This window comes from Hydrogenophaga sp. (genome assembly GCF_030158645.1).
Classification (GTDB): Bacteria; Pseudomonadota; Gammaproteobacteria; order Burkholderiales; family Burkholderiaceae_C; genus Hydrogenophaga.
This window is the reverse complement of sequence record NZ_JAOASO010000133.1, coordinates 39,567-64,332: the sequence shown is the minus strand read 5'-3', so window position 1 is coordinate 64,332 and position 24,766 is coordinate 39,567. Positions and strand designations below refer to the sequence as shown.

Below are 24,766 nucleotides of genomic sequence, written 5' to 3'. Positions count from 1 at the left end.
GGTCAGGTCACCTTGTCGATGGGCAGGCGCACGCGGAACTCGCTGCCCACGCCGACTTCGCTGCTGACGTGGATGTCGCCCCCGTGCTCCTCCACGATGTTGCGGGCGATCGCCAGACCCAGTCCCGTGCCTTCGCCGTCCGGCTTGGTGGTGAAGTAGGCTTCGAAAATGTGGGGCAGGACTTCGGCCGGAATGCCCCGACCCGTGTCGCGCACGCTGACGGTGATGTGTCGGGCATCGGCACGGGTGGCCACTGTGATCGTGCCCGCGCCGTCGATCGCCTGTGCTGCGTTGTTGATGAGGTTCAAGAACACCTGGTTGAGCTGCGACACATTGCACTTGATCGCGGGCAGCGGTTGAAATGCCTGCTCCACGGTGATCTTGGTCGAGATCACTGTCTTGGCGATGTAGCACACGCTGCCCAGCGCGGCGTTGAGATTCACCTCGGCGGTGTGGGCGCGGTCGAGGCGGGTGAAGCTGCGCAGGTTGTCCACCAGCTCGTTCATCTGTCCCATGCCCATGAGCACGTCGCTCAGCATCTCGCGCGCTTCGCGCACCTCCAGCATGGCCGATGCGAGGTCGCGTGCCTGTCTTTCTTCATCCAGCGGTTCCATCACGGTGTCGGATTCGGTCACGGCTTCGGTCCGGCAGATGGAGTGGCGGATTTGCCGGTGCACAGCGCCTTCGAGCTGGTCCAGCGACTGGATCGACATCAGAACATTGTTCTTGGAAAACGCCAGCGGGGTGTTCAACTGGTGCGCCACACCCGCCACCATCTGACCCAGGGACGTCATTTTTTCCGACTGCGCCAGGCGCTGTTTGGTGGCGTCGCTCTCGCGCGCCTGGCGCTCGATCACGGTTTGAGCCCGGCGCACGATGCTCAGCAGCACAACGTAGAGCAGTGCCAGCAGACCCGCCACGATACCGAGTTGCTGATTGGAGCTGTTTTGCACTTTCAAGTGGTTGAGGGCGGCCTGCTCGGCCAGTCGGGTCTGGTTGGCTTGGGCCACCTGTTTGAATTCGCCCGAGGTGGCCTTGATCTGGCCCAGGAACGGAGTCACGTCGGCATACACCTCGAACACCCCCACGATCTTCTGGGTGCCGGGTTCGATAACCGGCAAGTAGCTGGCGATCAGGTCGCGGTTTTCCACCACACCCTGCAATGCGCTGAATTTGTCGCGGAACGTGAGTTCGCTGATGGCCTTGCCGTCGCGGGCCGCGCTCTTCCAGCCGCCGTTGCCCGACTTGTCCTCGCCGACCTGAGCCAGCTCGGTCGAATAGACCGTGATACCGCTCAAGTCATACACCTTGATCTTGAAGATGGTGCTGCCCTGCATGGCCTCGCGCACCCGTGCGTCCAGCGGAGCAAAGCTCTTCAATGCCTTGAGCTTCTCACCAACCTGTTTGAAGCACGCCTTTTTCTCAGGCGTTGCCCCCGCCTTGCCCTGAGCGTCCACCCCATCGGCCATGGCTCTGCAGGGTGCGAAATCGACCGAGTCGATCTCGCCAAAGTACGGGGTGAGGTCGCTGGCCCAGAGCGCGTTGGAGAAAAGCCGTGTCAAGTTCACGTTGCCCTGCTCGTTCACCGCCAGCAGGTCGCGCCGGGCGACTGCATCGGCGCGGGTCACGAAATCGCTTTGAATGCCACTGAGCATTTGCGCTTCGTTGGACTGGACTTCCTGGAAGAAGGAAGACTGTCGCTGTTCGAAATACATCAGGGTGGCAGCCACCACGCCAAAGGCCACCAGGCTGGTGACGGTGAAGTAACGGGTGAGGCGGAAATAGTTGTTCATGAACTCTCCAGCAAGTTGGGAAACCGGAACCAACGGTGCGAGACGGGCTTCGTGTCGGTTGATGCGTCGGACTGGCTGAGATACTAGGTAGGGGTATCAAAACAACCCATACTTCAAGTGAATTATTTCGTATTCACAAACTCAGGAATTGGTGACAAAAGTCATGTCTGTTTCATGAAAAAGCAGGCATCGCCAACGCCCGGCACGCACAAAAGACCCTCGCCCTGCGTGTGGCACACTCCCCGGCTTTTTCCACCACACGACAAGCGCCCCAGAGGCGAACAGAGTTAAAAGATGCAGAACATCGTTGCGCAAATCGCGCAGGAAATCCGGGTGGGCGTCCACCAGGTCCAGGCCGCCGTGGACCTCATCGACGGCGGGGCCACCGTGCCCTTCATTGCCCGCTACCGCAAGGAAGCCACCGGTGGTCTGGACGACATCCAGCTGCGCGAACTGGCGTTTCGCCTGGACTACTTGCGCGAACTCGAAGCGCGTCGCGAGACCATCCTCAAGAGCATCGACGAGCAGGGCAAGCTGACCCCGGAACTGCGCGCCGCGGTGCTGCTGGCCGCGACCAAGCAGGAGCTGGAGGACCTGTATTTGCCGTTCAAGCAACGCCGGCGCACCAAGGGCCTGATCGCGCGCGAATTCGGCATCGAACCGCTGGCCGACAAGCTCTGGGCCGACCCCACACTGGATCCAGCCACCGAGGCCGTGGCTTTTCTGAAACCGCCCGAGGTGTTGGACGACGGCAAGCCTGGCGCCGACTTCTCCACCGTGCCCGCCGTGCTCGATGGCGTGCGCGACATCCTCAGCGAGCGCTGGGCCGAAGACGCGGCGCTGCTGCAGAACCTGCGCGAATGGCTCTGGGCGGAGGGCCTGCTCAAGAGCACGCTGGTGGCCGGCAAGGACGAGAACGCGCCCGAGGTGGCGAAGTTTCGCGACTACTTCGACTACGACGAACCGATCTCGCGAGTGCCTTCTCACCGCGCGCTCGCGGTGTTCCGTGGGCGCTCGCTGGAGATCCTGGATGCGAAGCTGGTGCTGCCCGAACCCGAGTTGGCGCCATTGGCCTCCGGCAAGGCCGCGCCCGTGATCTCGTTGGCCGAAGGCCGCATCGCCCTGCAGCTGGGCTGGAGCCACCAGGGCCGCAAGGCGGACGATTTGCTGCGCAAATGCGTGGCCTGGACCTGGCGCGTGAAGCTCTCGCTCTCCAGCGAGCGCGACCTGTTTGCCCGCCTGCGCGAGAGCGCCGAGGCGGTGGCGATCAAGGTGTTTGCCGACAACCTGCGCGACCTGCTGCTGGCCGCACCGGCCGGCCCCAAGGTGGTGATGGGCCTGGACCCGGGCATCCGCACCGGCGTGAAGGTGGCGGTGGTGGACGCCACCGGCAAGCTGGTCGACACCGCCACGGTGTACCCGCACGAACCTCGGCGCGACTGGGACGGTGCGCTGCACACGCTGCGCCTGCTGAGCGACAAGCACGGCGTGAACCTGATCGCCATCGGCAACGGCACGGCCAGCCGCGAGACGGACAAACTGGCGGCGGACCTGATCAAACAACTGGCCAGGCCGGAGATCCAGAAGGTGGTGGTGAGCGAGGCGGGCGCATCGGTGTACTCCGCCAGCGAATTCGCCTCCCAGGAGATGCCCGATGTGGACGTGAGCCTTCGCGGCGCGGCCTCCATTGCGCGCCGCCTGCAAGATCCGCTGGCCGAGCTGGTGAAGATCGACCCCAAGAGCATTGGCGTGGGCCAGTACCAGCACGACGTGAACCAGAGCGAGCTCGCGCGCACGCTGGACGCGGTGGTGGAAGACTGCGTGAACGGCGTGGGCGTGGACCTCAACACCGCCAGCGTGCCGCTGCTGTCCAAGGTGTCGGGCCTCTCGGGCAGCGTGGCCAAGGCCGTGGTGCGCTGGCGCGAGGCGCACGGCGCATTCAAAAACCGGCAGCAGCTCATGGACGTGGCCGGCCTGGGCGCCAAGACCTTCGAGCAGAGCGCGGGCTTTCTCCGCATCCGGGGTGGCGACAACCCACTGGACATGACCGGCGTGCACCCGGAAACCTACAGCGTGGTCGAGCAGATCATGAAGACCACCGGCAAGCCGGTGGCCGATCTGATGGGCCGGGCCGATATGCTCAAAACCCTGCGCCCGGAGCTGTTCGCCAACGAGCGCTTCGGTGTGATCACGGTCAAGGACATCCTGGGCGAGCTGGAAAAGCCCGGCCGCGACCCGCGCCCGGACTTCCAGGTGGCGCGCTTCAACGACGGCGTGGACGACATCAGCGACCTGCGCGAGGGCATGATCCTGGAGGGCACGGTGAGCAACGTGGCCCAGTTCGGCGCCTTCATCGACCTCGGTGTGCACCAGGACGGGCTGGTGCATGTGAGCCAGCTGGCGCACAAGTTCGTCAACGACGCGCGTGAAATCGTCAAGACCGGGGACATCGTCAGGGTCAAGGTGATGGAGGTGGATGTGGCCCGCAAGCGCATCGGCCTGTCGATGAAACTGGGCGATGCGCCAGTGGGTGCGCCGGGACGCAGCGCAGGGCAGGGCGGCAGCCCGCGCGAGAACCGTTTCGAGCCGGTCCGATCGGGTCGCTCCGATGCCCGCAGCACCTCGGGCGGCTCGGGAACCGCGGTGCCCTCGGCCATGGCCTCGGCGTTCGCCCGGCTGCAGGGCTCGGGCAAAGACCGCAAGGGCTGAGGCTGGCCGGTGGCATCCGGCCAGCTCAGGGCGCGTTGGGGGCTCAAGTCGCTGGTGTTGGCGCCGATACACCATGGAACGGGCAAGCAACAGGTCATTGCCCGCAACGACCCCACGCTGCCACCGGACTTCACCCCATGCAACTCGAAGCCCTGCTGAACTTTCCCCGTGCACTGCCGGCCATGTCGCGCACCGTGTCCGACCTCCTGGCAGAGATGAACAAGGACGACCCCAGCCCCAAGCGCGTGTCCGACCTGATATCCCAGGACCCGTCGCTCACCACGCGGGTGCTGCGCCTGTCCAACTCCGCCTTTTTCCGGGTGAGCCGCAAGATCGGCAGTGCCGAAGAAGCCGTGGCCATGCTCGGCATGACCCACGTGCGTTCGCTGGTGATGGCCGCGGCGCTGGGTTCCAGCTTCAAGAACGTGCCCGGGGTCAACCTGCCCCAGTTCTGGCGCTACAGCCTGCGCGTGGCGGACATTTCGAAATCGCTCGCCGGCGTGCTGCGCCAGAACGAGAGCAACGCCTTCACCGCTGGCCTGATCCACGCCATCGGCGACCTGATCATGCACATCGCCATGCCCGATCTGGTTGGCCCGCTGGACATGGGCACACCACCGCTGGACCTGAACCGCGCGCAGGCCGAGATGTCGGTGTTCGGCTACACCTACGCCCAGGTGGGCGCGGGCATGGCCGAGAAGTGGCAGTTCCCCACCACCATCGTCTCCGCCCTGAACAACCAGATCAGCCCGTTTGAGGGAGAGTCCTACGACCCCCTGGGTGGCGTGCTGCACCTGGCCTCGTGGCGCGCGCGCGCCGAGGAAATCCAGCTCGACGAAAACGGCCTCGTCGCCACCTTTCCCGACCTGGTGGGCCTCTCCCTCGGCCTCGACCTGGACAGCGTGCTCGGCAAGGACCCGTCGGAGTGGTCGTTCAGCCAGGCGCTGGGTGCGTTCATTGACTGAAAAAGACCTCAAGTGCGCGGCTTTTCAGGCGATAAAAAAGGCAGCAAACCCCATTCGGGTCGGCAATCAAGGCGGGGAAAAGACATGCAACTCGAGAAGCTTCTGAAACGGCCCGACGCCCTGCCGTCGGCCCCCAAGGTGGTGCGCAAACTGATCGAGACTTTCGACCAGGAAGACGTCGACGCCATGTTGGCCGCGTCTTACATCGAAGACGATCCGGTCCTCACCGCCAAGCTGCTCAAGACCGCCAACTCCGCATTCTTTGGCCTGCACCGATCGGTCTCCAACGCGCGAGAAGCCATCCACGTGTTGGGCCTCATCAAGGTGCGCGCGCTCGTGATCGCCGCTTCGCTGGGCGAAGGTTTTCACGCGGTGGGCGGCGTCAACCTCAACCAGTTCTGGCGCTACAGCCTCAACACCGCCAACCTCTCGCGCTACATCGCGCTGCCGATCCGCATTGACGAGAACACGGCCTTCACCGCCGGTCTGATCCACGGCATTGGTGAGCTGGTGATGCACGTGGGCATGCCCGAAGCCATGATCGATCTGGACCGCAGCGTGCCGATGCTCGACCTCAAGCGCTCGGTCGCCGAGCGCGGTCTGTTTGGCTACAGCTACGCCGAGGTGGGGGCGGCCCTGGCGCGCGAGTGGAATTTCCCCAAACGGATGATCAACGCGATCGAGCATCAGACGGCGCCGTTCGAGAACGAGGTTTACGAGCCCATCGCCGGCGTGATCCACATCGCCTCCTGGCGTGCCCGCGCAGAAGAACAGGCCATGCGCTCCGAGCTGCTGATCAACACCTACCCCGATCCCGTGGGTCTGGTGCTGGGGATCGATCCCGACAGCGTGGTGGCCGAAGAGATTCCCTCCCTCTCACGCCACACCGAGATCACCGAAGTTGAAGACGCCCCGGGCGACCGCGTCACGTCGTGAGGGTCGGCTGCGACACAATCGCAGCCCATGCAAGCCCTTCGCCTTCACGCCGGCCCGCGCGCCCGCCAGCACATCGAGCAGCACGGTCTTCGCCCGCAGGACGTGGGCATCATTCCCGCTGCTGCCGGTGGGCCCAAGGGTCTGATCCTCGGGCCCCTGGACCGTTTCTTGTTCGGCCAGTGGTTGCCACAGAGCCGCCAACCGGTGCAGCTGGTCGGCGCCTCCATTGGTGCGTGGCGCATGGCCACGGCCTGCCTGCACGATCCGGTGGCTGGATTCGAGCGCCTGGAGCGCGATTACATCGCCCAACATTACGCCGTGCCCCCGGGCCAGAAGCGCCCCACGCCCGACCAGGTGAGCGAGCAGTTTGGCGACAGCCTGGTGCTGTTCTACGGCGGACGCGTCCCTCAGGTGCTGAACCACCCGCGCTACCACCTGCACATCGTCACCTCGCGCGGTCGGCACGTGCTGGCCCGCGAGGGTCGCTTGCGCACCCCGCTGGGCTACCTGGGCGCGTTTGCCGCCAATGCCTTGCACCGCAAGGCGTTGGGGGCCTGGCTGGAGCGGGTGGTGTTTTCCACCAGCGCCGAACTGCCGTTCACCACGCAGGATTTCCGCACCCGCCAGGTGTTGCTCACCGACGCCAACTTCATGGACGCGCTGCAGGCCAGCTGCTCCATCCCGTTTGTGCTGCGCCCGGTGCACAGCATTGCGGGCGCGCCGCCCGGGGCTTACTGGGACGGCGGCATCACCGACTACCACCTGCACCTGCACTACCAGGCGCCCGCCACGGCGCCGATCGTGCTGTACCCGCACTTCCAGCAAGCGGTGGTACCGGGCTGGCTCGACAAGGCCTGGAAGAGCCGGCACCGCAGCAGCGCTGCGCTGGACAACATGCTGGTGCTTGCGCCCGACCCGGCCTGGGTGAAGAGCCTGCCCAACGCCAAGTTGCCCGACCGCCAGGACTTCACCCGCTACGGGCCCGACCTGGCCGGGCGCATGAAGGCCTGGCAAGGCGCCACCGCCGCCAGCCAGCAATTGGCTGACGAGTTCGCGCGGTGGCTTGAGCGGCCCGACCCGGGCCGATTGCAGCCGCTGTGAGGGCGTGGGGCAGGGGGATAATCGCAAGATGTCCGTCGAGCCCAACGCCCACCGCTTCCTCACCGCAGCCCTCTACCAGTTCGTCGATCTGCCCGATTTCGCCGACCTGCGCGAACCGCTGCAGGCCTGCTGCGAGGCGAACGGCGTCAAGGGCACGCTGCTGATCGCGCGCGAGGGCATCAACGGCACCATCGCCGGGTCGCAAGCCGGGGTGCGTGCGGTGCTGGCGCACCTGCGCGCCGACGCGCGCCTGGCCCGCCTGCCCCACAAGGAGTCGTGGAGCGATCACCCGCCGTTTCACCGCATGAAGGTGCGTTTGAAGAAAGAAATCGTCACCCTGCGCGTGCCCGGCCTGGACCCGAACAAGACCGTGGGCCAGTACGTGAAACCCCAGGACTGGAACGCCCTGCTGGCCGACCCGGACGTGCTGGTGATCGACACCCGCAACGACTACGAGGTGGCCATCGGCACCTTCGCGGGCGCAGTCAACCCGAACATCAAGACCTTCACCGAACTGCCCGCCTGGTTGGACGCGCAGCCGGCCTTGCAGGACGGCAGGAAACCCAGGGTGGCGATGTTCTGCACCGGCGGCATCCGCTGCGAAAAGTCCACCGCCCTCATGAAGATGCGCGGGTTTGATGAGGTCTACCACCTCGAGGGCGGCATCCTCAAGTACCTGGAAGAAATCCCGCCCGAGCAAAGCACCTGGCAGGGCGACTGTTTCGTGTTCGACGAGCGGGTGAGCGTGGGTCATGGTTTGCAGCCGGGGCCTCACGAGCTGTGCCGCTCGTGCCGCTGGCCGCTCAGCGTTGCGGAGAAGGCATCGCCGCACTATGTCAAGGGCGTGAGCTGTCCGCATTGCCACGATCAGCGCAGCCCGCAGGACAAGGCGCAGCTCGCCGAGCGCCAGCGGCAGGTGGAGCTGGCCGAGTCACGCGGACAGGTGCACGTGGGAGCCCGACAGGACCGGCCCGACGGCACCGCGCAAGGGGCGGCTCAGCTGCAGGCAGTCGACCGGGCCCCGCAGCAGGGCGGCGGGCAAACTCCAGCCCGCCGCCTTGAAGCCGGCGCGGCGCAGCAGGTGCAGCGAGACCGTGTTGTCGCTGACGATCAGGGCGTCCACCCGGGCCAGGTTCAGCGCATGGGCCTCATCGATGAGGTGTGACAGCAGGGCACGGGCGACACCCTGGCGCCAGTGCTGCCGATCCGTCTGGTAAACCACCACGCCGACGGTGCCTGAGCGCTGCGGGTGAACCGAGAGACTGCCCGTGCCCACCCAGCGCGACGACCCCGGGAGCACGGCCACCCGGGTGACGTACCGGTCGGGGTCCTGGCGGGCGAGCAGTTCGCAGAAGGCCCGCGCCAGCCCGGCCGCGCTGTAGTAGCGCTGGGGGTGGGGCTCGTTGAATTGCTCGAAAGGCCTGCGGTTGTCGCGCTCGAACGCCGCGAACCCGGCAGCGTTTTCTGCCGACAAGGGCTGGATGCAAAACCCCGGCATCACACAGGCAACGGCAGGTAGTGCGCGTAGCTTGATTGGCCCTGATCGCCCACGTCGGCAACGTGGTGGGTCATCAGGCGCGCGGCGGTGCCCAAGAGCACGGGATGCTGCCGCTGGGCGATCGCCCAGTAAGGTTTGTTCAGCAGCATGGCGCGCAGGTGCCGGCCTTCGCGCGTGGCATCCACCCATTGGCCGGCAGGCGCCAGCTGGGCGGGGGTGGGATTGCGCCCGTCGATCAGGGCAAGCCAGGTGTGGCCGAACAGGAGGATGTTGGACATCAGGGTGCCTCGGGCCAGCCGGCACGCTTGCTCGAACAGCAACAGGGCCTTGCTGGCGTTGCCTTCGGCGTACTCCACCATGCCTTCCACCGCCAGCGCGGTGGCTTGCCTGGGTTGGAGTGGCCGGCTCGCGTGCCGGGTCTGCAGGCGCTCGAGCAGCGTCCGGGCCGAACGCCGGTTGCCCGCCACCAGCGCCAGCTGGGCCACAAAGAGCCAGTGGTCCTCGGAACACCACACGCCAAAGTCGGCCATGTCTTCCATGGCGGATTCGGCCAGCGCCAGTGCCTTGACCGGATCGCCCGCCAGATAACAGCGGCGCGCCTGCAACCACAGGCACACCGCGCTGCCCATCGGGATCTGGCGCAGCGCCAGGTGCTCCACCGCGCTCACGCTGGCGTTCAGGCCCGCCTGATCGTCGCTGCGGGCGTGAAGACTGCCCAGCTGCAGGTGCGCGAACAGACGCGCCAGCGCAGACCCACCCCGTTCGCCAGCTTTCAGACCCACTTCGAGTTGTCGGCGGCACATTTCCCACTCGCCCCGTGCGCAGGCCTGAAGACCGTTCAGAACTTGCAGCCAGGCGGTGGTGGGCGCCTGCCCGAGCCAACGCGCGCAGGCGACCGGATCGACGCCGGGATGGGTTTCACCACTGGCCATCTGCCCCAGGGCCAGGTGATCCAGCTCGCACCTCAACAGATGCATGCGGCAGACCAGATCGGGCGAGGGCGACTGGCTGACCAGCGATGCGGCCTCGCACCAGAGGGCGTTCGCTTCGTTGGCTTTGCCAGCGGTGGCCAGCACTTGCGAAGCCAGCAGCAGGGCCCTGGCATGACGCGCGTGGGCTGCGGCACGGCGCACCAGGGCCACGCCGCCCAGGGCCTGCTCGACGGCTTGTTCCGTGTGATGCTGGTACAGGCTGTACAACGCCTCACAGAGCCGGGCCCACCCCTCGTGTGCGCCATCACCGGCCTGGATGGCCAGTTGCGCCATGCGTCGAGCGCACGCGGGCGTGGTGGCGTCTGCGCTCTGGGCCATCACCAGCAGGTATTCGGCCCAGATCGGCAGCGGGCAACCCGGCAGGTCGACACAGACCGCCATCAGCGGCAGGGCCTTGTCCGCCTGATCCAGGGACACGGCCAGCGACACCAGTTGGCACGCATCCGCCCAGAATCGGTCCTCCTGGCCCGGGATGGGCTGCAATCCCGACCGCATGCGGGTGATGAGCGCCACCTCGCGCGCGGCCCGCAGGGCGAGTTCGGCGGGTGCGAGGCCTTCGATCTGGTTGCCATGGCCCACGCCGTCGATCTGCATCCACCATTCGAGCCGGAACTGATCGGCGTGGGCCGTCAGCCGGCTTCGCACCACCGGAATGCCCACCTCACGGATGACGGGTCTGTGGTCTTCGCCCCAGAGAATGCCATCGTTCTCCATCGATTCGTGCACGCGTATGGCCTCGCTGGCGGGCACCGTGGGCACGCCATGGCCGTGCAGCACATGGCTGGCAACGGACATCAGACCGTAGCGAACCCACGACAGGTCCTCGCGGGGCAGACTGCAATCCGTGGGCAGCCACAGGATGCGCGTCGCGCCTGGGGGGCGCGGCGACACCTCGGTGGATGAGGACGCAGACGCCAGGGGATGAATGGCCTTTCGCACCTCGCTGGCAAAGCGGTAACCCACGCGGTGGATGGTCTTGATGGGCCCCGGCTCCTTGCCGCTGATGCCCAGGGCCTTGCGCACTTTTATGATGCTCTGCGCGATCACCGATTCTGAAACGAAGTGGTTGCCCCACACATGCTCCAGCAGTTCGTCTTTGCTGGCGACCCGCCCTTCCAGTTTGAGCAGGTACAGGATGAGGTCAAAGGAGCGACGTTCGATTTTCTGCGCCACCCCGTCCCGCAAAAGCTCCCTTGTGTCGCTGCGAATCACGCAATTGGCGAAGTGGTACTCCTCCCTCCAGGCGCTGCTTTTTTCCGTCATCTTGGGTTCCTTGTGGACGATTCGCCATGCCATGTCTCCACTTCTTCGAGTTTTCGACGCAACGGTTCAAGAATGCTGTGCGCATGCGCATTGCCAAGGATGCTTCGGCCTCGGCTGGTGAAGCCAGGCAGCCTTGTCAAGCAAAAATTAGCAACAAATGGATATTCCTTTACTCAATGGGTATGACTTTATAGAACGTTGGAACTCAGTGTGCCATCGGTGCATGGACCTAAGGGTCATCCATGCCCGCGGCTCGGCGTGCGGTGTGGGATGCGCGGCTCAGGCCGGAGCTTGCCGCTGGCGATCGCGCTGCATTTCGGGCAGGCGGTGGGCCACATAGGTACCGGTGCTCAAGCCCAGTAGGTACAGCAGCTCGGGTCCGAAGACGGGCATTTGCAGATCGTCAAAGACGTCGGCCAGAAACACGATGACCAGCGCAACCGTCCACGCCAGCATCTGAAAGCGCGAGATGGAACAACCCTCGTCGTCGGAGACCAGTTCGCGCATGAACCGGCGGGCCGTCCAGTGGGGCGCGCGAAAGGTGTCGATGTCGTTCTCGGGCAGCGGCGACGCTGCCGTGGTCGGCCCGGTGGCTTTCACAAACGTGTCACCCAATGCCGTCCCCGCGCTGATGCTCAGCGTGGAGAGGATGGAACTGTTCAAGGTGTCGAAGTTGCCGGTGGCCAGCCAGATCACCAGGAAGGCACCGAAGATCACAAAGAACCACAACGCCAGCTGCACCTTGGCCAGGCTGAAGCGGTGCGACAGCGTGCCCCCCGGCAGTCGGTAGCGCTCCATCAGCAGCGTGGTGTGCATGGCCAGGGCGCAGAAGGCCAGGGTGATCCCGGCCACGATCAGCACCGCGGTGAGCAGCCAGCGCCAGTTGATCACCGTGAGCCATGCGCGTTGGCTGGCCTGGGTGAAGTCGGTCGGGAACGGATCGACCTGCTCCAGCCCGACGCTGAACTGCACCGCGCGCTGGAAGGTCAGGGGGCTGAGCAGGTGCGTCCACGTGTCTCGGTTGCGCTCGGTGATGCGCAGATGGAACTGCACGCGACCCCGCCCCAGGTCCACCGCGAGTGGCGTCACGCCGGACAGGGCGCGCCCGTTGAGGTAGGGCACCAGTTGCCAGGCCGGATGCAACGACGCGGGCCCTGCGTGGGTGGCGGCCGGTCCGCCCAGGGCCAGGTTCCAGTCTTCGAGTTGATCGACGTGGACTTCGATGATCCGGTCGACCTCCAGTTCACCCACGATCGCGGTGACATGGGGTGTGGGAAGCGCCGGAGGAGCCGGGGACACCGCCTTGGCCGACGGTGTTTGCGCACCGGCCACAGGCGACGTCCCTGCCAGCAGAAGCGCCAGCGCCAGGAGAAGAACACGGTCCATGCGTTCACCCCTTTCAGGTGTGAGGGTGGTCAGGCAGCGGCGGACAGGAGCGTCTGCGCCTGTTTCCACAGCTGCTCGCGGTGGTCTTCACCGATGAGCCCGCCGTTGATCGCCTCGGTCAGTTGTGCGAATGACTGTTGTGTCGCGGGATCGGCCAGGCCATTGCCACCGATGCGTTGCCAGTACCAGCCAGCGACCCGGGCGGCGGCGTCGGGTTGCAGCAAGTCGTCGGGCTGGTTGACCAGGTCGAGCTGCAGGGCGGCGCCGGCCTCGGTGTACAGATGGCGCCCGGTCAGCTGGATGAGTCCTCGCCCGCGGAAACGCCAGCCATCGCCACTGTTTTCGGGCCCGTTGCCCATGCGGTCGGCGTAGACCACGTTGGCCAGCGCCTCGGGGTGGTGTTCAAACGGTGTGGCGTCCCGCCGGCCGTTGGCGTCGTCCGGCGGCAGAAAGAAGTGTCTGGGCCACACCTCGGGCAGGCGCCGGGCGCTGTAGCTGAGGCATTCTTCCACCGCACGCAGGCCGTCCGATTCGTGGACGATCTGCGCCAGAAACGCCGCCTCGCGGGCGGGCGTGTTGATGTCGAATTCGGTCATGGCGGCCTGCAGCGGCGAGACCCAGGGCGCCACCTCGTCCGTGGAGCGACCAGTCAGCGCAGCGAGATCGTTGGCGGTCATTCAGCCTCTCCCTCACTGGGGCGCGGCGGCCGCTGCGGCAGCGCTGTCGTCACCCTGGATCTCGAGGAACTTGTCGGGGTAGTACTTGCTGACCCACATCTGCGCCAGCTGCGTGCGGGTGATGGGTTTGAGGTAGTAATTGATCGGCACGCCAATGCCGCCTTTGCGGGCCGCCTCGACGTAGTTGTCGAAAGCGGTCATCAGGGAGTTCACGTCGAGCACCTTGACCTTCATGCCCTGGATCTCGCCGAGCTTGCTCAACACACTGGTCACGGTGTTGGCCTGCAGCTCGGTGAACTCCTGGCCCGAGCGCGCGCTGGCGGCCAGGGTCTGCATGGACTGCACACCCGTGTTGGCGGTGTTGGACATGGCGGCGAGCGCGTCCATGGTGGTCTTGCCTTCTTCGGTGGCGAAGGTCTTCACCGCCATCTGCACATCGGTGGAGGCCATGCCCAGGATCACGCCCGAGGTGATCACCGTCACATGCGAGGTGATCTCCTGGCGGCTGGTGATGCTCTTTTCGTCGTCGCTTTCGGTGTCTTCAACCCCCAGTGAACCACTGGCCGCGCTCAGCCAGTCTTTCCTCTCCGCCATGATCTGCAGCTCGCCCACGTCGGACTCCATCTGTTCGCTGGTGGCGGTGGTTTCCTTGCGCAGGATGTGCACCATGCCCACGAAGCTGGAGCCGTAGGTGGCACCGGAGATGATGTTGAAAGACTTCTCGCCGGGTGTGCCCTCCTGCTTCGCGATTTGCGCCATCGTGCTGGCGTCGGCCTTGATCTTGTCCTTGGCATCGGGAAACAGCTGGTTCCACACTCGGATGGCCTTGTCCACATCCAGGCACAAGGGCGCCAGGACCGTGGCCTGCCGGTGCGTGCAGTTGGCGGTGAGCACCAGGGTGCCGGCGATCTTGTGCATCTGCCGCTGACGGTTGATCTGCTTGACGGCGGATTGCGCCACCTCGAACGCGGCGCTCTTGTCGATCTCGGAGCCGGCCAAGCTGATGAAGCGCTGGATGTTGGAGATGGTGTTCTGCGCCTTCTGCTCGTTCTGGTCGAACGAGAAGTACTGGGCGTCCATCTTCAATGTGTCCGCCGCCAGCGGCATTTGTTTGGGCACGGTGCGCTGGTAGTCGATCGGGCTTTCCACGCCCGAGTTGACCAGCTGCACCTTGGCGCGCAGCGGCTGCATCTGCAGCTCCTGCTGCACGCGGACCGTGGCGTATTCAACAGCGGCTTTCTCCAGGTCCGCGTTGACCTGCGGCATCTTGGCGACCAGATTCTTCGGGTCGATGTTCATGTTCACCAGCTCGCTGGCGGTCATTTCCAGGCCGCGCTTGAGCGAGATGAACGAGTTGAGGGTGTCCTGTGCCGCATCGACCGGTGCCTGCAGGGCCGACATGGCCAGCAAGGTTTCCATGGCGGCGGGGTGAACGACGCTGCCCAGCACGAGGGAGGGCGAGTAGGGAATGGAGGATGGCATGGGATGGCTCCGGGAGGGGGTTGGTCGGGGGACTGGGCGCGCGTGTCAGGGACCGGTGCGCTCAGCTGGTAGCTGCCGCGTCTTTCTTGGGGCGGGGTGTGTCGTCGCCCTGGATGTCGAGGTACTTGTTGGGGTAGTACTTCGAGACCCACATCTCGGCCAGCTGCGCGCGGGTGATGGGCTTGAGGTAGTAGTTGATCGGCACGCCGATGGCGGCCTCGGGCGTCGCGGCCGCAGCGGTGTTCACGTAGTCCTCGAAGGCCACCACCATGGAGGCGATGTCGAGCATGCTGTTTTGACCGTCGTCCAGCTTGGCCAGGCTTTGCATCACGCTCTCGATGCTGGCGGTCTTCAGGGCCACGAACTCGCCCTTGGTGCGGGCTGCCGTGGCCGCCTGCTGGAGCGAGGTGCGGTCGGCGGAGGTGAAGTCGGAGAGCTTGGCCAGGCTGGTCATCATGTCCGACGGGTCGAAGTTGGCGAACTGCTTCACACCCAGCGCCACCTGGTTGGCTTTGATCGTGGGAATGAAGCCCGCCGTGATGAGGGTGACGTGGGAGGTGATGTTCTGGGTGCTCAGCAGGCGCTTGACGTCCTGGGCAAAGTTCTTGTCGACCCCGAAGCCGCCCTTGAGCGAAGAAATCGCCGAGCCCAGTGACAGCGTGCCTTTCATGTCCTTGGCGCGCGATTCGTCGTCCTGGCTGGTCGTGGTGTCTTCGGTGTTGAGCACGTGCACCATGCCCACAAAGCTCGATCCCAGCGAGGAACCCGAAATGATGTTGAACGACTTCTCGGCGGTGGTCCCTTCGTTCTCGGCAATTTGGCGCATGGTGGTCTCGTCCATGCGGATCTTGTCTTTCGCGCCGGGAAACAACTGGTTCCACACGCGTATGGCCTTGTCCACATCCAGGCAGAAGGGTGCCAGCACCTGCGCCTCCTTGTGGGTGCAGGTGGCGGTGAGCACCAGTGTTCCGGAGATCTTGTGCATCTGGCGCTGTTTCTCGACCTGGTTCACGGCGGTCTTGGCCATGTCGAACGAAACACCCTGACCCAGAAACGAGGTGGCCGCGCTCACGTACGACTTGATGTTGGAGAGCGTGTCGCTGTCGTTCTCGGCGTTGTCGTCGAACGTGAAGAACTGCGCGTCCATCTTCAGGGAGTCGGCCGCCAGCGCCATCGTCTTGATCTGGGTGCGGTTGTAGTCGATCGGGCTCTCCACATTGGCGTTGACGATCTGCATCTTGGCGCGCAGGGGTTGCAGCTTGAGTTCCTGCTCCAGCCGCACCGTGGCGTAGGCGGTGGCGGCCTTGTCCACGTCGGCGCCGACCTCCTCGATTTTTTTCAACAGATCCTTGGGATCCAGGCCCATGTTGATCAGCTCCTGAACCGTCATCTCCAGACTGCGTTTCATGGCAATGAAGGAGTTGAGCGTCTCTTGTGCGGCGTCGATCGGCGTCTGCGTGGCCGAGATCGCCAGCAGGTTGTCCATGGCTGCGGGCTCGACAATGCTGCCCAGCACGAGCGAAGGCGAATACGGGATGGTGGTCGACATGAAGGACTCCTGAGAAGTGGGGTGGGGCGGTCGGCGGGATCAGAACTTGGTTGCCATGGACGCTTCGCCCGAGGCCTTGAACGACGACAGCGTGGCGCGGCAAGAGGCGAGTTGCGCCCCGTTGTGCGCGCCGAGCTTGCGGCGCAGGTTGTCGCGGTGCGTGTTCACCGTGTAGGGGCTGATGTTCAGTTCCCGGGCGATCTGTTTGGAGGTGAGGCCCCGGGCAATGAAGTCGAGGATCTCGGTCTCCCGGGCGGTCAGCGCGGTGTCGGTGGCGTTCAAGAAAGATGCGAATGTCATGATCTGTCCTGGTGGTGGGTTGTCTGAACTCCATTCAGATGCAACCGCCCAGCGGCCCTGCACCCAGCCGGGCTGTTTCATACTGGGCGGCATCGAATTCAGTGAGATCAGTCTGCGGCAATCAAACCGTCGAGGATTGACGAACAGGTTATGAAACGCTCATGAATCGATGACTCGGAAACGCCCCAAAAGAGGGCTGCGGAAGCCGCCGCAACGCCCGTGCAACGGGCGAAAAAAAGCCGCGACAGCCAGCTGTCGCGGCACACGAAACCAGGGCTGCCCGGTTGGGCAGGGGCGGTGTTACAGAGCGGCCTGCAGCATCGCGCGGTAGTCGTCGGCGGTGGCCAGGCGAGGGTTGGTCTTGTGGCAATGGTCGGCCATGGCGCCTTCGATGACCTTGTCGAACAGATCGGGTGTCACACCCATCGCGGCCAGACCCGTGGGCAGGCCCAGGCGGGCGTTCATGTCGGTGACCGCTTCGGCCACATCACCCCCGCTGCTCAGGCCCATGGCGTGCGCCATGCGCTGCAGGCGGTTGTCCTTCTTCATCGACTCGGCCTCGGCGTTGAAGCGGATCACGGCGGGGAGAAACACCGCGTTGAGCGTGCCGTGGTGCAGGCGCGGGTTGACGCCACCCAGGCTGTGGCTGAGCGAATGCACGCAGCCCAGTCCTTTTTGAAACGCCATCGCGCCCTGCATGCTCGCGCTCATCATGTTCAAACGCGCGTCGCGGTCCTGGCCGTTTTTGGTGGCGCGCTCGATGTGCGCCCAGCCGCGCGCCAGACCGTCCAGACCGATGCCGTCGGCCGGTGGGTTGAATGGCGGCGCCATGAAGGTTTCCATGCAATGCGCAATGGCGTCCATGCCGGTGGCGGCGGTGAGCATGGGCGGCAAGCCCAGCGTGAGCTCGGGGTCGAGCAGCGCGGTCTTGGGCACCAGGTGCCAGCTGTGGAAACCGAGCTTGCGGCCATCGTCCACGATCACGATGGCGCCGCGCGCGACCTCGCTGCCGGTGCCCGCCGTGGTGGGCACGGCAATCAGCGGCGGCACGCGATCGGTGATCTTCGGCGAGCCGCCTTCGATGGTGGCGTAGGTCTTGAGCGGGCCTTCGTGCGTGCAGGCAATGGCCACGCCTTTGGCGCAGTCGATGGCGCTGCCGCCACCCAAGGCAATGAGTCCGTCGCAGCCTTGCGCCTGGTACACCGCCACCGCGGCGCGCACGGCGGCCTCGGTCGGGTTCGACGGCGTCTGGTCGAACACCGCGGGCTGCAAGCCGGGCAGGGCGGCGGTGGCCTTGTCCAGCAAGCCCGCGGCCTTCACGCCGGCATCGGTGACGATCAGCGGGCGGCGGATGCCCACGCGCTCGCACTCGGCCTGCAACTGCGAAAGCACCCCGAAGTCGATCAGGATGTTGGTGATGTAGAGGATCTGGGCCAAGGCGGTCTCCGTGGTGGTTTTTCTGCGTCCAAAAACTATACGGCCGGGCCCGCAATCCACCTATGGCGTCAACCCGCGGGCCGTCACCCACAAGACAGGCCGTTCGGTTTGCGATGTGCCATCCGGCAGCGAGCCCCGCGACAATCGGGGGGCCATGTCTCACCACCCCGATCCCCGCTCGCTGCTCACGCCGGCCATGCGCCATGTGCTGGAGCGCATCGCGCGCGCCGGTCATGTGCCCCTGCACGCACTGACACCCGCCCAGGCCAGGCTGGCCTACGAGGCCGGGGCCGGTGTGCTGGAGATCCCGTCGCATAAGCTGGCCCGTGTGGAAGACCTGCGTTTCACGGCGCGCGATGGTGCCAAGCTCGGTGCGCAGCTGTTTGCACCCGCCAGCGAGGTCGCTCTGCCGGTGCTGCTGTATTTCCACGGCGGCGGTTTCACGGTGGGCAGCGTGGCCACCCACGCGGCGCTGTGCCGGCACCTGGCGCACCTGGCCCATTGCGCGGTGGTGTCGGTGGACTACCGACTGGCACCCGACTGGAAATTTCCGACCGCGGTGTTTGACGCCTGGGACAGCCTGCAAGGCCTGCGCGCGCAGTGCCAGGCGCTCGGACTGGACCCGAAGCGCATCGCCGTCGGTGGCGACAGCGCCGGCGGCACCCTGGCCGCGGTGACAGCGATCGCCGCGCGAGACGCGGGCGTGCCGCTGGCGATGCAGTTGCTCTACTACCCCGGTTGCGTGGGGCATCAAGACACGGCGTCGCACACCAAGTTCGCCGAGGGCTTCCTGCTGGAGGAGCCCCACATCCGCTATTTCTTTGGCCACTACCTGCGCAGCGCCGCCGACCGAGACGATTGGCGTTTCGCGCCGCTCGATGGCGTCGACGAACAAGGCCATGTGCGCGAGCTCGACGACGTGGCGCCGGCGTGGATCGGCCTGGCCGAATGCGATCCGCTCACCGACGAAGGCGTGATGTACGCCGACCGCTTGCGGCACGCCGGGGTGCCGGTGGACATCGAGATCTACGCCGGCGTGGTGCACGGTTTCATCAACTTCGGTCGGGCCATTCCCCAGGCCCTGACCGCCCACAACGACGCAGCCCGGGCGCTGCGCCAAGCCTTCCAGGACACATGACATGAGCTTGAAACGCACCGATTTCCGCTTCTTCCACCGCCTGCGTGTGCGCTGGGCCGAGGTGGACATGCAGAAGATCGTCTTCAACGCGCACTACCTGATGTACTTCGACACCGCCATCACCGACTACTGGCGGGTGCTCGGGCTGCCCTACCAGGAAACCATGCACCAGCTCGACGGCGATCTGTACGTTGTCAAGGCCACGGTGGAGTTCCACGCCTCGGCCCGGGCTGACGACCAGATCGAGGTGGCCATGAAGTGCAGCCGTGTCGGCACCTCGTCCATCACCTTCACCGGCGCGATCTTCCGCGGCGACGAACACCTGATCAGCAGTGAAATCGTCTACGTCTTTGCCGATCCGGCTTCGCAAACCTCGCGCCCGGTGCCGGCTGTGTTGCGCGAGATCCTCAGTGGCTACGAGTCGGGTGGACCGGTGACCGAGGTGCGCGTGGGATCCTGGAGCGAGCTGGGTGCCGATGCCCAGCGCCTGCGCACAGCGGTGTTCGTCGAAGAGCAAAAGATTCCCAAAGAACTGGAATGGGACACCCCCGATGCCACCGCCGTGCACGCCGTGGCCTACAACCGCCTGGGCCGACCCCTGGCCACGGGCCGATTGTTGCCCCACGAACCGGGCAGCTCCAAGGTCGGACGCATGGCGGTGGATCGCACCCTGCGCGGCGGGCGCCTGGGGCGCGATGTGCTGCTGGCCCTGATGGAGACCGCCCGCGAGCGCGGTGATGCCGAGGTGGTGCTGCACGCGCAGCGCAGCGCTGAAGGCTTCTACGCCCGCCTGGGGTTCACGGTGCTGGGCGAGCCGTTTGAAGAAGCCGGTATCCCGCACGTGGCGATGTTCAAACGCCTCTGAAGCTCACCACACCAGGGTCTCGATGCGGGCGCGGTCGGGCACGAGGCTGGAGACAGCCGCCGCCGGATCGTGGGTCCATTCGTGTACCGTCACCGCAAAGCCCTGCGCACGCGCCTGCAAGCTCACCACCTGGCTGCTGCGCGTGCCGTACGCACGGTCGGCCATGCGCACGAACGGGCTGGAAAGCGCCCGCTCCAGCTCCGTGGACATGCCGGTGTGGGGCAGGTCGGGGTCGGGCACCGGTTGGTCGTGGGTGAGGGCCTCTGACAGGGGCGACAGCCAGTCGGCGTCGGTGTTCATCGATGCGACGAGCGCCGCTTTGAGCCGCTGTGTCTTGGGCCACGGTGTGTCCAGGCTGGCGTTGGACAGGCCGTAGATCCCGTCTCCAAGCGCCCGCTGGTGCAGGACGCTGGACCGTGCACTGTGCGGTGCACCAGGATCGCGGTTGCCCATCCAGTGCCAGGCGCGGGCATGGAAGTCGCCCACCACGAGATTGAATGCGCCATAGAGGGCCGGGTCGAGGCCGTAGGCGAAACGTTCGGCGTCACCGTCGCACTGCAGCCAGCGCGTGACCAGCTCGCCCCGGCTGCGCCGAGCGGGTTCCTGTACCGGCTGGCGCACATTTGTCAGCATCGCCACCCGGCCCTGCGGGCTCAAGCCAAGCCAGGTGCCACCATCGCGCAGATCCCGCCCGCCCACCACCTCGGTGCCGTCGGCCAGTTGCCAACGGTGCAGCGCCGCGGTGGGCCTGTCCAGGAATTCGTCGCGGTTGGAAGCAATCCGCAGCGGGCAGGCCGCGTCGGCGTTCAGCGCGAAGGCGATCAAGCACACGGCGGGGCCCGCTTCAGATGTCGTCGAGCAGCGGGTAGGGCAGGGTCAGCAGGGTGAGCAACGGACCCCCCGCAGCGCCGGCGTGCAGGCTGCCATCCTGGGCCGCGCTGGTCTGCATGGACACGATGGCGTCGAATCCGCCGTCCGGATGGGCGGCAGCTTGCACCACGGTGCCGCAGGCTTGCTCGGCGTCGCCGCTGTGGAACACCTCCTGGCCCACCGCCAGTGGCCCGGCCGCATGCACGAGGTACGCGCGGCGCTTGAGCGTGCCGCGGAACTGGCTGCGCGCCACCACCTCCTGGCCGGGATAACAACCCTTCTTGAAGTTCACACCGCCGACCGACTCGTAATTGAGCATCTGCGGCACGAAGGCTTCGAACACCGGCTGGCTCAGCGTGGCCACCCCACTTCTCACGTCGAGCCAGTGCCAGAGGTCCTCCGGCAGGGCCTGACCCACCGGTGCCGGGATCTCCGCAGGTGCCGCCCACAGCGCCCGGCCAACGCCCTCGGCGGGGTACAGCCGCACCACGCTGGCGTCCCCTTCGCGCACCTGTGACCACGGCGCGGCGGGCAGGGCGGCGGGCACCGCGTGGCCGGCCAGTCCCCACAGGGCGAACGCGTCGCTGGCATCGCTCAACTTCGCTTTGGCGCGCAGCACAAACATCGACAGGCGCTTGAGCGTGGCGGGCAGCAGGTCTCGGCTGCAGACCAGCAGGACCTGATCGTGGCGGCGCTTGAAACCCATGAAACTGGCCTGCATGCGGCCCTTGGCCGAGCAGAAAGCGGCCAGCCGCGCTTCGGACAAGCCCAGCAGCGAGAAGTCGTGCGTGAGTTGTCCATGGAGGAATTTCGCCGCTTCTTCCCCGTCGACCTGGATCACGCCGAGGTGGTGGAGACGAACCACGCCGTTCAGGGGCTGCGCCGTCGCGTGAGAAGAAGGCTGACTGGCAAGGGTGCTGGGGGAGTTCATGAGCGAAGCCTGTTGGGTTGCAGGATACCGGGAGGGGCGCCGGGGGATGAGGCGCCCTCGCGAGGTGCCCGATTATCATCGTGCGTCTCGCGCGGAGCGCCCTCGTCCGTCCCATCACCCTGTTGAGATCACCCCCTTGCTGCGTCTGCTCAAACTCATGATCGTGCTGCCGCTGGTGGCCTTGCTGATCGCAGCTGCCTTCGGCGTGTGGTGGGTGGACGAGCCCCTGCGGTTGGCGCCCGGCGTGAGCGAACAGACGCCGCTGGAGGTCGAGGTGGCTTCGGGCCAGTCGGCGCGCGGGATTGCGGAGCGGCTGTCATCGTCGGGCGTGCAGACGCCCTGGGTGCTGCTGTACGGCTGGTTCCGGTTGTCGGGTCAGTCGCGCGACATCAAGGCCGGCAGCTACGAGTTCGCGCCCGGCACCACGCCGCGCAGCCTGCTGTCCAAACTCGTGCGCGGTGAACAGGCCTTTCGCAGCATCACCCTGCTGGAAGGCTGGAACCACCGCCAGGTGTTTGAGCTGGTGCGCGCCTCGGCCGACCTCACGCAGGACATCGAGGGCATGAGCACGGCCGACATCATGGCCCTCATCGGCTACCCGGGCCGGCATCCGGAGGGGCGTTTTTTCCCCGACACCTACCGCGTCACCAAACGCGCCACGGCCTCCAGCGTCTTGCGCCAGGCCGCGCAGGCCATGGACAAACGCCTGGCCGATGCGTGGGCCCAGCGCGACAGCGCCGTGCCGTTGCGCAGCCCCGACGAGGCGTTGATCCTGGCCAGCATCATCGAAAAGGAAACCGGTCTGGAGAGCGACCGCAAACGCATCGGCGGCGTGTTCAGCAACCGCTTGCGCATCGGCATGCGGTTGCAGACCGACCCCACGGTCATCTATGGCCTGGGCGAGCGCTTTGACGGCAACCTGCGCCGCGACGACCTGCAGACCGACACGCCCTACAACACCTACACCCGCGCTGGATTGCCGCCCACGCCGATCGCCATGCCGGGTGCGGCCTCGCTGCGTGCTGCCGTGCAGCCCGGCGAGACCAACGCCATCTACTTCGTGGCCCGTGGCGATGGCTCAAGCCAGTTCAGCGCCACCCTGGAAGAGCACAATGCCGCCGTGCGCCGCTACATCCTGCGCCGCTGATCCCCGCTCGACATCCCTTCCCCTCCCATGCAGACCGCCGGACTTTTCATCACCTTTGAAGGCATCGACGGTGCGGGCAAATCCACCCACATTGCCGCACTGGCCGAGGCCTTTCGTGCACAGGGACGCGAGGTCACCCTGACCCGCGAGCCCGGCGGCACGCCGTTGGCCGAGAAGCTGCGCGAACTGGTGCTCAACGATCCGATGGACCCGTTGTGCGAAGCACTGCTGATGTTTGCCGCGCGCCGAGACCACCTGCAGCAGGTGATCGAGCCCGCACTCGCGCGCCGCGAGGTGGTGTTGTGTGACCGGTTCACCGACGCCACGTTCGCCTACCAGGGCGCCGGGCGCGGCTTTGACCTGGCTGTGCTGGGTCAGCTTGAGCGCTGGGTGCAGGCCATGCCGGCGCAGGACGGGCGCCTGCGCCAGCCCGACCTCACCGTGTGGTTCGATCTGCCACCTGCCGTGGCTGCCGATCGTCTGGCTGGCGCACGCTTGCCCGACCGCTTCGAGTCGCAGCCACAGGCGTTTTTTGAGCGCGTGGCGGCTGGCTACGGCGATCGCCTGCGTCAGGACCCGGCGCGTTTCGTTCGTGTGCCTTCAGACCAACCCAGAGAAGCGGTCTGGCGCGCTGTTCGCCTGTCATTTGAGCAGCGCGGCTGGCTGCAAGTCGAGGGTGTTCGGTGAGCGGGGCGGCACTGGCTCCCTGGCTTCAGACCCAGCTGACCACGCTGCTGGCCCAGCGCGGCCACGCCTTGCTGCTCTCGGGCCCGTCGGGCCTGGGCCAATACGACCTGGCGCTGGCGCTGGCACGCGCCTGGTTGTGTGAGCGACCGACACCGCACGGTGCCTGCGGCGAATGCGGCAGTTGCCACGCCATCGACGTGCGCACCCACGCCGATCTGTGCGCGCTCATGCCCGAGGTGCTGAGTCTGGCGCTGGACTGGCCGCTCGATGAGGGCGCACAAAAAGACATCGACGACAAAAAGCGCAAGCCCAGCAAGCTGATCCGCGTGGAAGCGGCGCGCGATGCGGTCGCATTCACGCAGACCACCCGCTCGCGCGGCAGCACCAAGGTGATCCTGGTGTACCCGGCCGAGCGCATGAACATGGAGTCCGCCAACACCTTGCTCAAGACGCTGGAGGAACCGGTGGGCGAGGTGCGCTTCATCCTGGCCACCGAATCCGCGCACCAGCTCTTGCCCACCATCCGCAGCCGTTGTCAGACCCACGCCATGGTCTGGCCTGCGCGGCCCGAGGCGCTGAGCTGGCTGATCGCGCAGGTGAGTGCTGCGCGGGCTGGAGGAAAGTCGCCTGCGCCTGTGCCCACGGCCGAACAGGCTTCGGTGTGGTTGCAGGCGGCGGGCGGACGACCCGAAGATGCCTTGGCCTGGGCTTCCAGCGGGCTGGATGCACAAGCCTGGGCCGGTCTGCCACAAGCGCTGGCGCGGGGCGACTGGTCCGTGCTGGCCGACTGGCCGGCCGCGCAGCAGCTGGCGGTGCTGCAAAAGCTTTGTCACGACCTGATGGCCCTCGCCTCGGGCGCCAGCGCCCGGTTTTTCCCGGCCGCCGGCCTGCCCGCCGCCCCACGCATGACGGCGCTGGCCGCCTGGTCGCGCGAGCTCATGCAGGCGGCACGATCGGTGGAGCACCCCTACAACGCTGGTTTGATGCAGGAAGCCTGGGCCGCCCGCACGCGCCAGGTGCTCGCCGCCAAGGCGCTTTGA

Annotated in this window: 20 protein-coding genes and 1 pseudogene; 10 read left to right on the top strand and 11 right to left on the bottom strand. The window is 66.1% G+C overall.

Annotated features, from left to right (window positions below; translation table 11 throughout):
- Positions 1-2: 2 nt before the first annotated feature.
- Positions 3-1,793 carry a HAMP domain-containing sensor histidine kinase gene (locus tag Q1W68_RS14010; protein ID WP_300652993.1) on the bottom strand — a complete coding sequence of 597 codons (1,791 nt, stop codon included), beginning with the start codon at positions 1,791-1,793 and terminating at the stop codon, positions 3-5.
- A gap of 294 nt (positions 1,794-2,087) precedes the next feature.
- Between Q1W68_RS14010 and Q1W68_RS14005 the strand changes: the two genes are divergently transcribed.
- From Q1W68_RS14005 to Q1W68_RS13985, 5 genes are all read left to right on the top strand, one after another.
- Entirely contained in the window at positions 2,088-4,502 is a 2,415-nt protein-coding gene (locus Q1W68_RS14005) for a Tex family protein (protein ID WP_300716959.1), read from the top strand.
- Positions 4,503-4,639: 137 nt separating this feature from the next.
- Positions 4,640-5,467, top strand: coding sequence for an HDOD domain-containing protein (locus Q1W68_RS14000; protein ID WP_300652998.1), 828 nt, complete (start codon positions 4,640-4,642; stop codon positions 5,465-5,467).
- 84 nt (positions 5,468-5,551) lie between these two features.
- Positions 5,552-6,403, top strand: coding sequence for an HDOD domain-containing protein (locus Q1W68_RS13995; protein WP_300652999.1), 852 nt, complete (start codon positions 5,552-5,554; stop codon positions 6,401-6,403).
- 27 nt (positions 6,404-6,430) lie between these two features.
- The gene (locus Q1W68_RS13990) at positions 6,431-7,504 is read left to right on the top strand and encodes a patatin-like phospholipase family protein (protein ID WP_300653001.1); all 1,074 of its coding nucleotides are present in this window, start codon (positions 6,431-6,433) and stop codon (positions 7,502-7,504) included.
- A 28-nt stretch (positions 7,505-7,532) separates the two neighbouring features.
- Complete coding sequence (locus Q1W68_RS13985) at positions 7,533-8,669, top strand: rhodanese-related sulfurtransferase (RefSeq protein WP_300653003.1); 1,137 nt, start codon at positions 7,533-7,535, stop codon at positions 8,667-8,669.
- Here the strand turns inward: Q1W68_RS13985 and Q1W68_RS18430 are convergent.
- The 8 genes and pseudogenes from Q1W68_RS18430 to Q1W68_RS13950 form a co-directional block, all read right to left on the bottom strand.
- Positions 8,622-9,002, bottom strand: a pseudogene (locus Q1W68_RS18430) (GNAT family N-acetyltransferase); the annotation flags it as partial. The gene Q1W68_RS13985 and the pseudogene Q1W68_RS18430 overlap by 48 nt on opposite strands.
- Positions 9,002-11,290 (bottom strand): winged helix-turn-helix domain-containing protein, encoded by a 2,289-nt coding sequence (locus Q1W68_RS13980; protein WP_300716958.1) that lies wholly within the window; start codon positions 11,288-11,290, stop codon positions 9,002-9,004. The gene Q1W68_RS13980 and the pseudogene Q1W68_RS18430, both read right to left, overlap by 1 nt.
- A 246-nt stretch (positions 11,291-11,536) precedes the next feature.
- Positions 11,537-12,643: a hypothetical protein gene (locus tag Q1W68_RS13975; protein ID WP_300653009.1), complete on the bottom strand. Its 1,107-nt coding sequence runs from the start codon at positions 12,641-12,643 to the stop codon at positions 11,537-11,539.
- A gap of 29 nt (positions 12,644-12,672) precedes the next feature.
- On the bottom strand, positions 12,673-13,320 hold the full coding sequence (locus tag Q1W68_RS13970; protein ID WP_300653011.1) for a glycoside hydrolase family 19 protein: 648 nt from the start codon (positions 13,318-13,320) through the stop codon (positions 12,673-12,675).
- A 12-nt stretch (positions 13,321-13,332) separates the two neighbouring features.
- Positions 13,333-14,802, bottom strand: coding sequence for a hypothetical protein (locus tag Q1W68_RS13965; RefSeq protein ID WP_300653013.1), 1,470 nt, complete (start codon positions 14,800-14,802; stop codon positions 13,333-13,335).
- A 61-nt stretch (positions 14,803-14,863) separates the two neighbouring features.
- Entirely contained in the window at positions 14,864-16,351 is a 1,488-nt protein-coding gene (locus tag Q1W68_RS13960) for a hypothetical protein (protein ID WP_300653016.1), read from the bottom strand.
- Positions 16,352-16,390: 39 nt separating this feature from the next.
- Positions 16,391-16,651 (bottom strand): LuxR C-terminal-related transcriptional regulator, encoded by a 261-nt coding sequence (locus Q1W68_RS13955; RefSeq protein WP_300653018.1) that lies wholly within the window; start codon positions 16,649-16,651, stop codon positions 16,391-16,393.
- A 300-nt stretch (positions 16,652-16,951) separates the two neighbouring features.
- Positions 16,952-18,088, bottom strand: a complete 1,137-nt coding sequence (locus Q1W68_RS13950) for an iron-containing alcohol dehydrogenase (protein ID WP_300653021.1) — start codon at positions 18,086-18,088, stop codon at positions 16,952-16,954.
- 154 nt (positions 18,089-18,242) lie between these two features.
- Here Q1W68_RS13950 and Q1W68_RS13945 point away from each other — a divergent pair, with 154 nt between their 5' ends.
- Both Q1W68_RS13945 and Q1W68_RS13940 read left to right on the top strand, forming a co-directional pair.
- Entirely contained in the window at positions 18,243-19,226 is a 984-nt protein-coding gene (locus tag Q1W68_RS13945; protein WP_300653023.1) for an alpha/beta hydrolase, read from the top strand.
- A 1-nt stretch (position 19,227) separates the two neighbouring features.
- A complete protein-coding gene (locus tag Q1W68_RS13940) occupies positions 19,228-20,091 on the top strand; it encodes a YbgC/FadM family acyl-CoA thioesterase (protein WP_300653025.1) in 864 nt (287 codons plus the stop codon).
- Between the two features lie 3 nt (positions 20,092-20,094).
- On the opposite strand, the gene Q1W68_RS13935 is transcribed toward Q1W68_RS13940, so the two are convergent.
- Complete coding sequence (locus Q1W68_RS13935; RefSeq protein WP_300653028.1) at positions 20,095-20,922, bottom strand: NRDE family protein; 828 nt, start codon at positions 20,920-20,922, stop codon at positions 20,095-20,097.
- Between the two features lie 13 nt (positions 20,923-20,935).
- Complete coding sequence (locus Q1W68_RS13930; RefSeq protein ID WP_300653030.1) at positions 20,936-21,892, bottom strand: folate-binding protein; 957 nt, start codon at positions 21,890-21,892, stop codon at positions 20,936-20,938.
- Between the two features lie 157 nt (positions 21,893-22,049).
- On the opposite strand from Q1W68_RS13930, the gene mltG reads away from it, so the two are divergent.
- Genes mltG through Q1W68_RS13915 form a run of 3 tightly spaced genes read left to right on the top strand, consistent with a single transcriptional unit; the run spans position 22,050 to position 24,766 of the window.
- A complete protein-coding gene (gene mltG, locus Q1W68_RS13925) occupies positions 22,050-23,039 on the top strand; it encodes an endolytic transglycosylase MltG (RefSeq protein ID WP_300653069.1) in 990 nt (329 codons plus the stop codon).
- 27 nt (positions 23,040-23,066) lie between these two features.
- Positions 23,067-23,726, top strand: coding sequence for a dTMP kinase (gene tmk, locus Q1W68_RS13920; RefSeq protein ID WP_300653033.1), 660 nt, complete (start codon positions 23,067-23,069; stop codon positions 23,724-23,726).
- Positions 23,723-24,766, top strand: a complete 1,044-nt coding sequence (locus Q1W68_RS13915) for a DNA polymerase III subunit delta' (RefSeq protein WP_300653035.1) — start codon at positions 23,723-23,725, stop codon at positions 24,764-24,766. The genes tmk and Q1W68_RS13915 overlap by 4 nt, the downstream gene beginning before the upstream one ends.

Excerpts from the sequence above, each read along its gene's own strand:
- Q1W68_RS14010 (WP_300652993.1), bottom strand. The coding sequence starts at position 1,793 with ATGAACAACTATTTCCGCCTCACCCGTTACTTCACCGTCACCAGCCTG.
- Q1W68_RS14005 (WP_300716959.1), top strand. The coding sequence starts at position 2,088 with ATGCAGAACATCGTTGCGCAAATCGCGCAGGAAATCCGGGTGGGCGTC.
- Q1W68_RS14000 (WP_300652998.1), top strand. The coding sequence starts at position 4,640 with ATGCAACTCGAAGCCCTGCTGAACTTTCCCCGTGCACTGCCGGCCATG.
- Q1W68_RS13995 (WP_300652999.1), top strand. The coding sequence starts at position 5,552 with ATGCAACTCGAGAAGCTTCTGAAACGGCCCGACGCCCTGCCGTCGGCC.
- Q1W68_RS13990 (WP_300653001.1), top strand. The coding sequence starts at position 6,431 with ATGCAAGCCCTTCGCCTTCACGCCGGCCCGCGCGCCCGCCAGCACATC.
- Q1W68_RS13985 (WP_300653003.1), top strand. The coding sequence starts at position 7,533 with ATGTCCGTCGAGCCCAACGCCCACCGCTTCCTCACCGCAGCCCTCTAC.
- Q1W68_RS13980 (WP_300716958.1), bottom strand. The coding sequence starts at position 11,290 with ATGGCATGGCGAATCGTCCACAAGGAACCCAAGATGACGGAAAAAAGC.
- Q1W68_RS13975 (WP_300653009.1), bottom strand. The coding sequence starts at position 12,643 with ATGGACCGTGTTCTTCTCCTGGCGCTGGCGCTTCTGCTGGCAGGGACG.
- Q1W68_RS13970 (WP_300653011.1), bottom strand. The coding sequence starts at position 13,320 with ATGACCGCCAACGATCTCGCTGCGCTGACTGGTCGCTCCACGGACGAG.
- Q1W68_RS13965 (WP_300653013.1), bottom strand. The coding sequence starts at position 14,802 with ATGCCATCCTCCATTCCCTACTCGCCCTCCCTCGTGCTGGGCAGCGTC.
- Q1W68_RS13960 (WP_300653016.1), bottom strand. The coding sequence starts at position 16,351 with ATGTCGACCACCATCCCGTATTCGCCTTCGCTCGTGCTGGGCAGCATT.
- Q1W68_RS13955 (WP_300653018.1), bottom strand. The coding sequence starts at position 16,651 with ATGACATTCGCATCTTTCTTGAACGCCACCGACACCGCGCTGACCGCC.
- Q1W68_RS13945 (WP_300653023.1), top strand. The coding sequence starts at position 18,243 with ATGTCTCACCACCCCGATCCCCGCTCGCTGCTCACGCCGGCCATGCGC.
- Q1W68_RS13940 (WP_300653025.1), top strand. The coding sequence starts at position 19,228 with ATGAGCTTGAAACGCACCGATTTCCGCTTCTTCCACCGCCTGCGTGTG.
- Q1W68_RS13930 (WP_300653030.1), bottom strand. The coding sequence starts at position 21,892 with ATGAACTCCCCCAGCACCCTTGCCAGTCAGCCTTCTTCTCACGCGACG.
- mltG (WP_300653069.1), top strand. The coding sequence starts at position 22,050 with ATGATCGTGCTGCCGCTGGTGGCCTTGCTGATCGCAGCTGCCTTCGGC.
- tmk (WP_300653033.1), top strand. The coding sequence starts at position 23,067 with ATGCAGACCGCCGGACTTTTCATCACCTTTGAAGGCATCGACGGTGCG.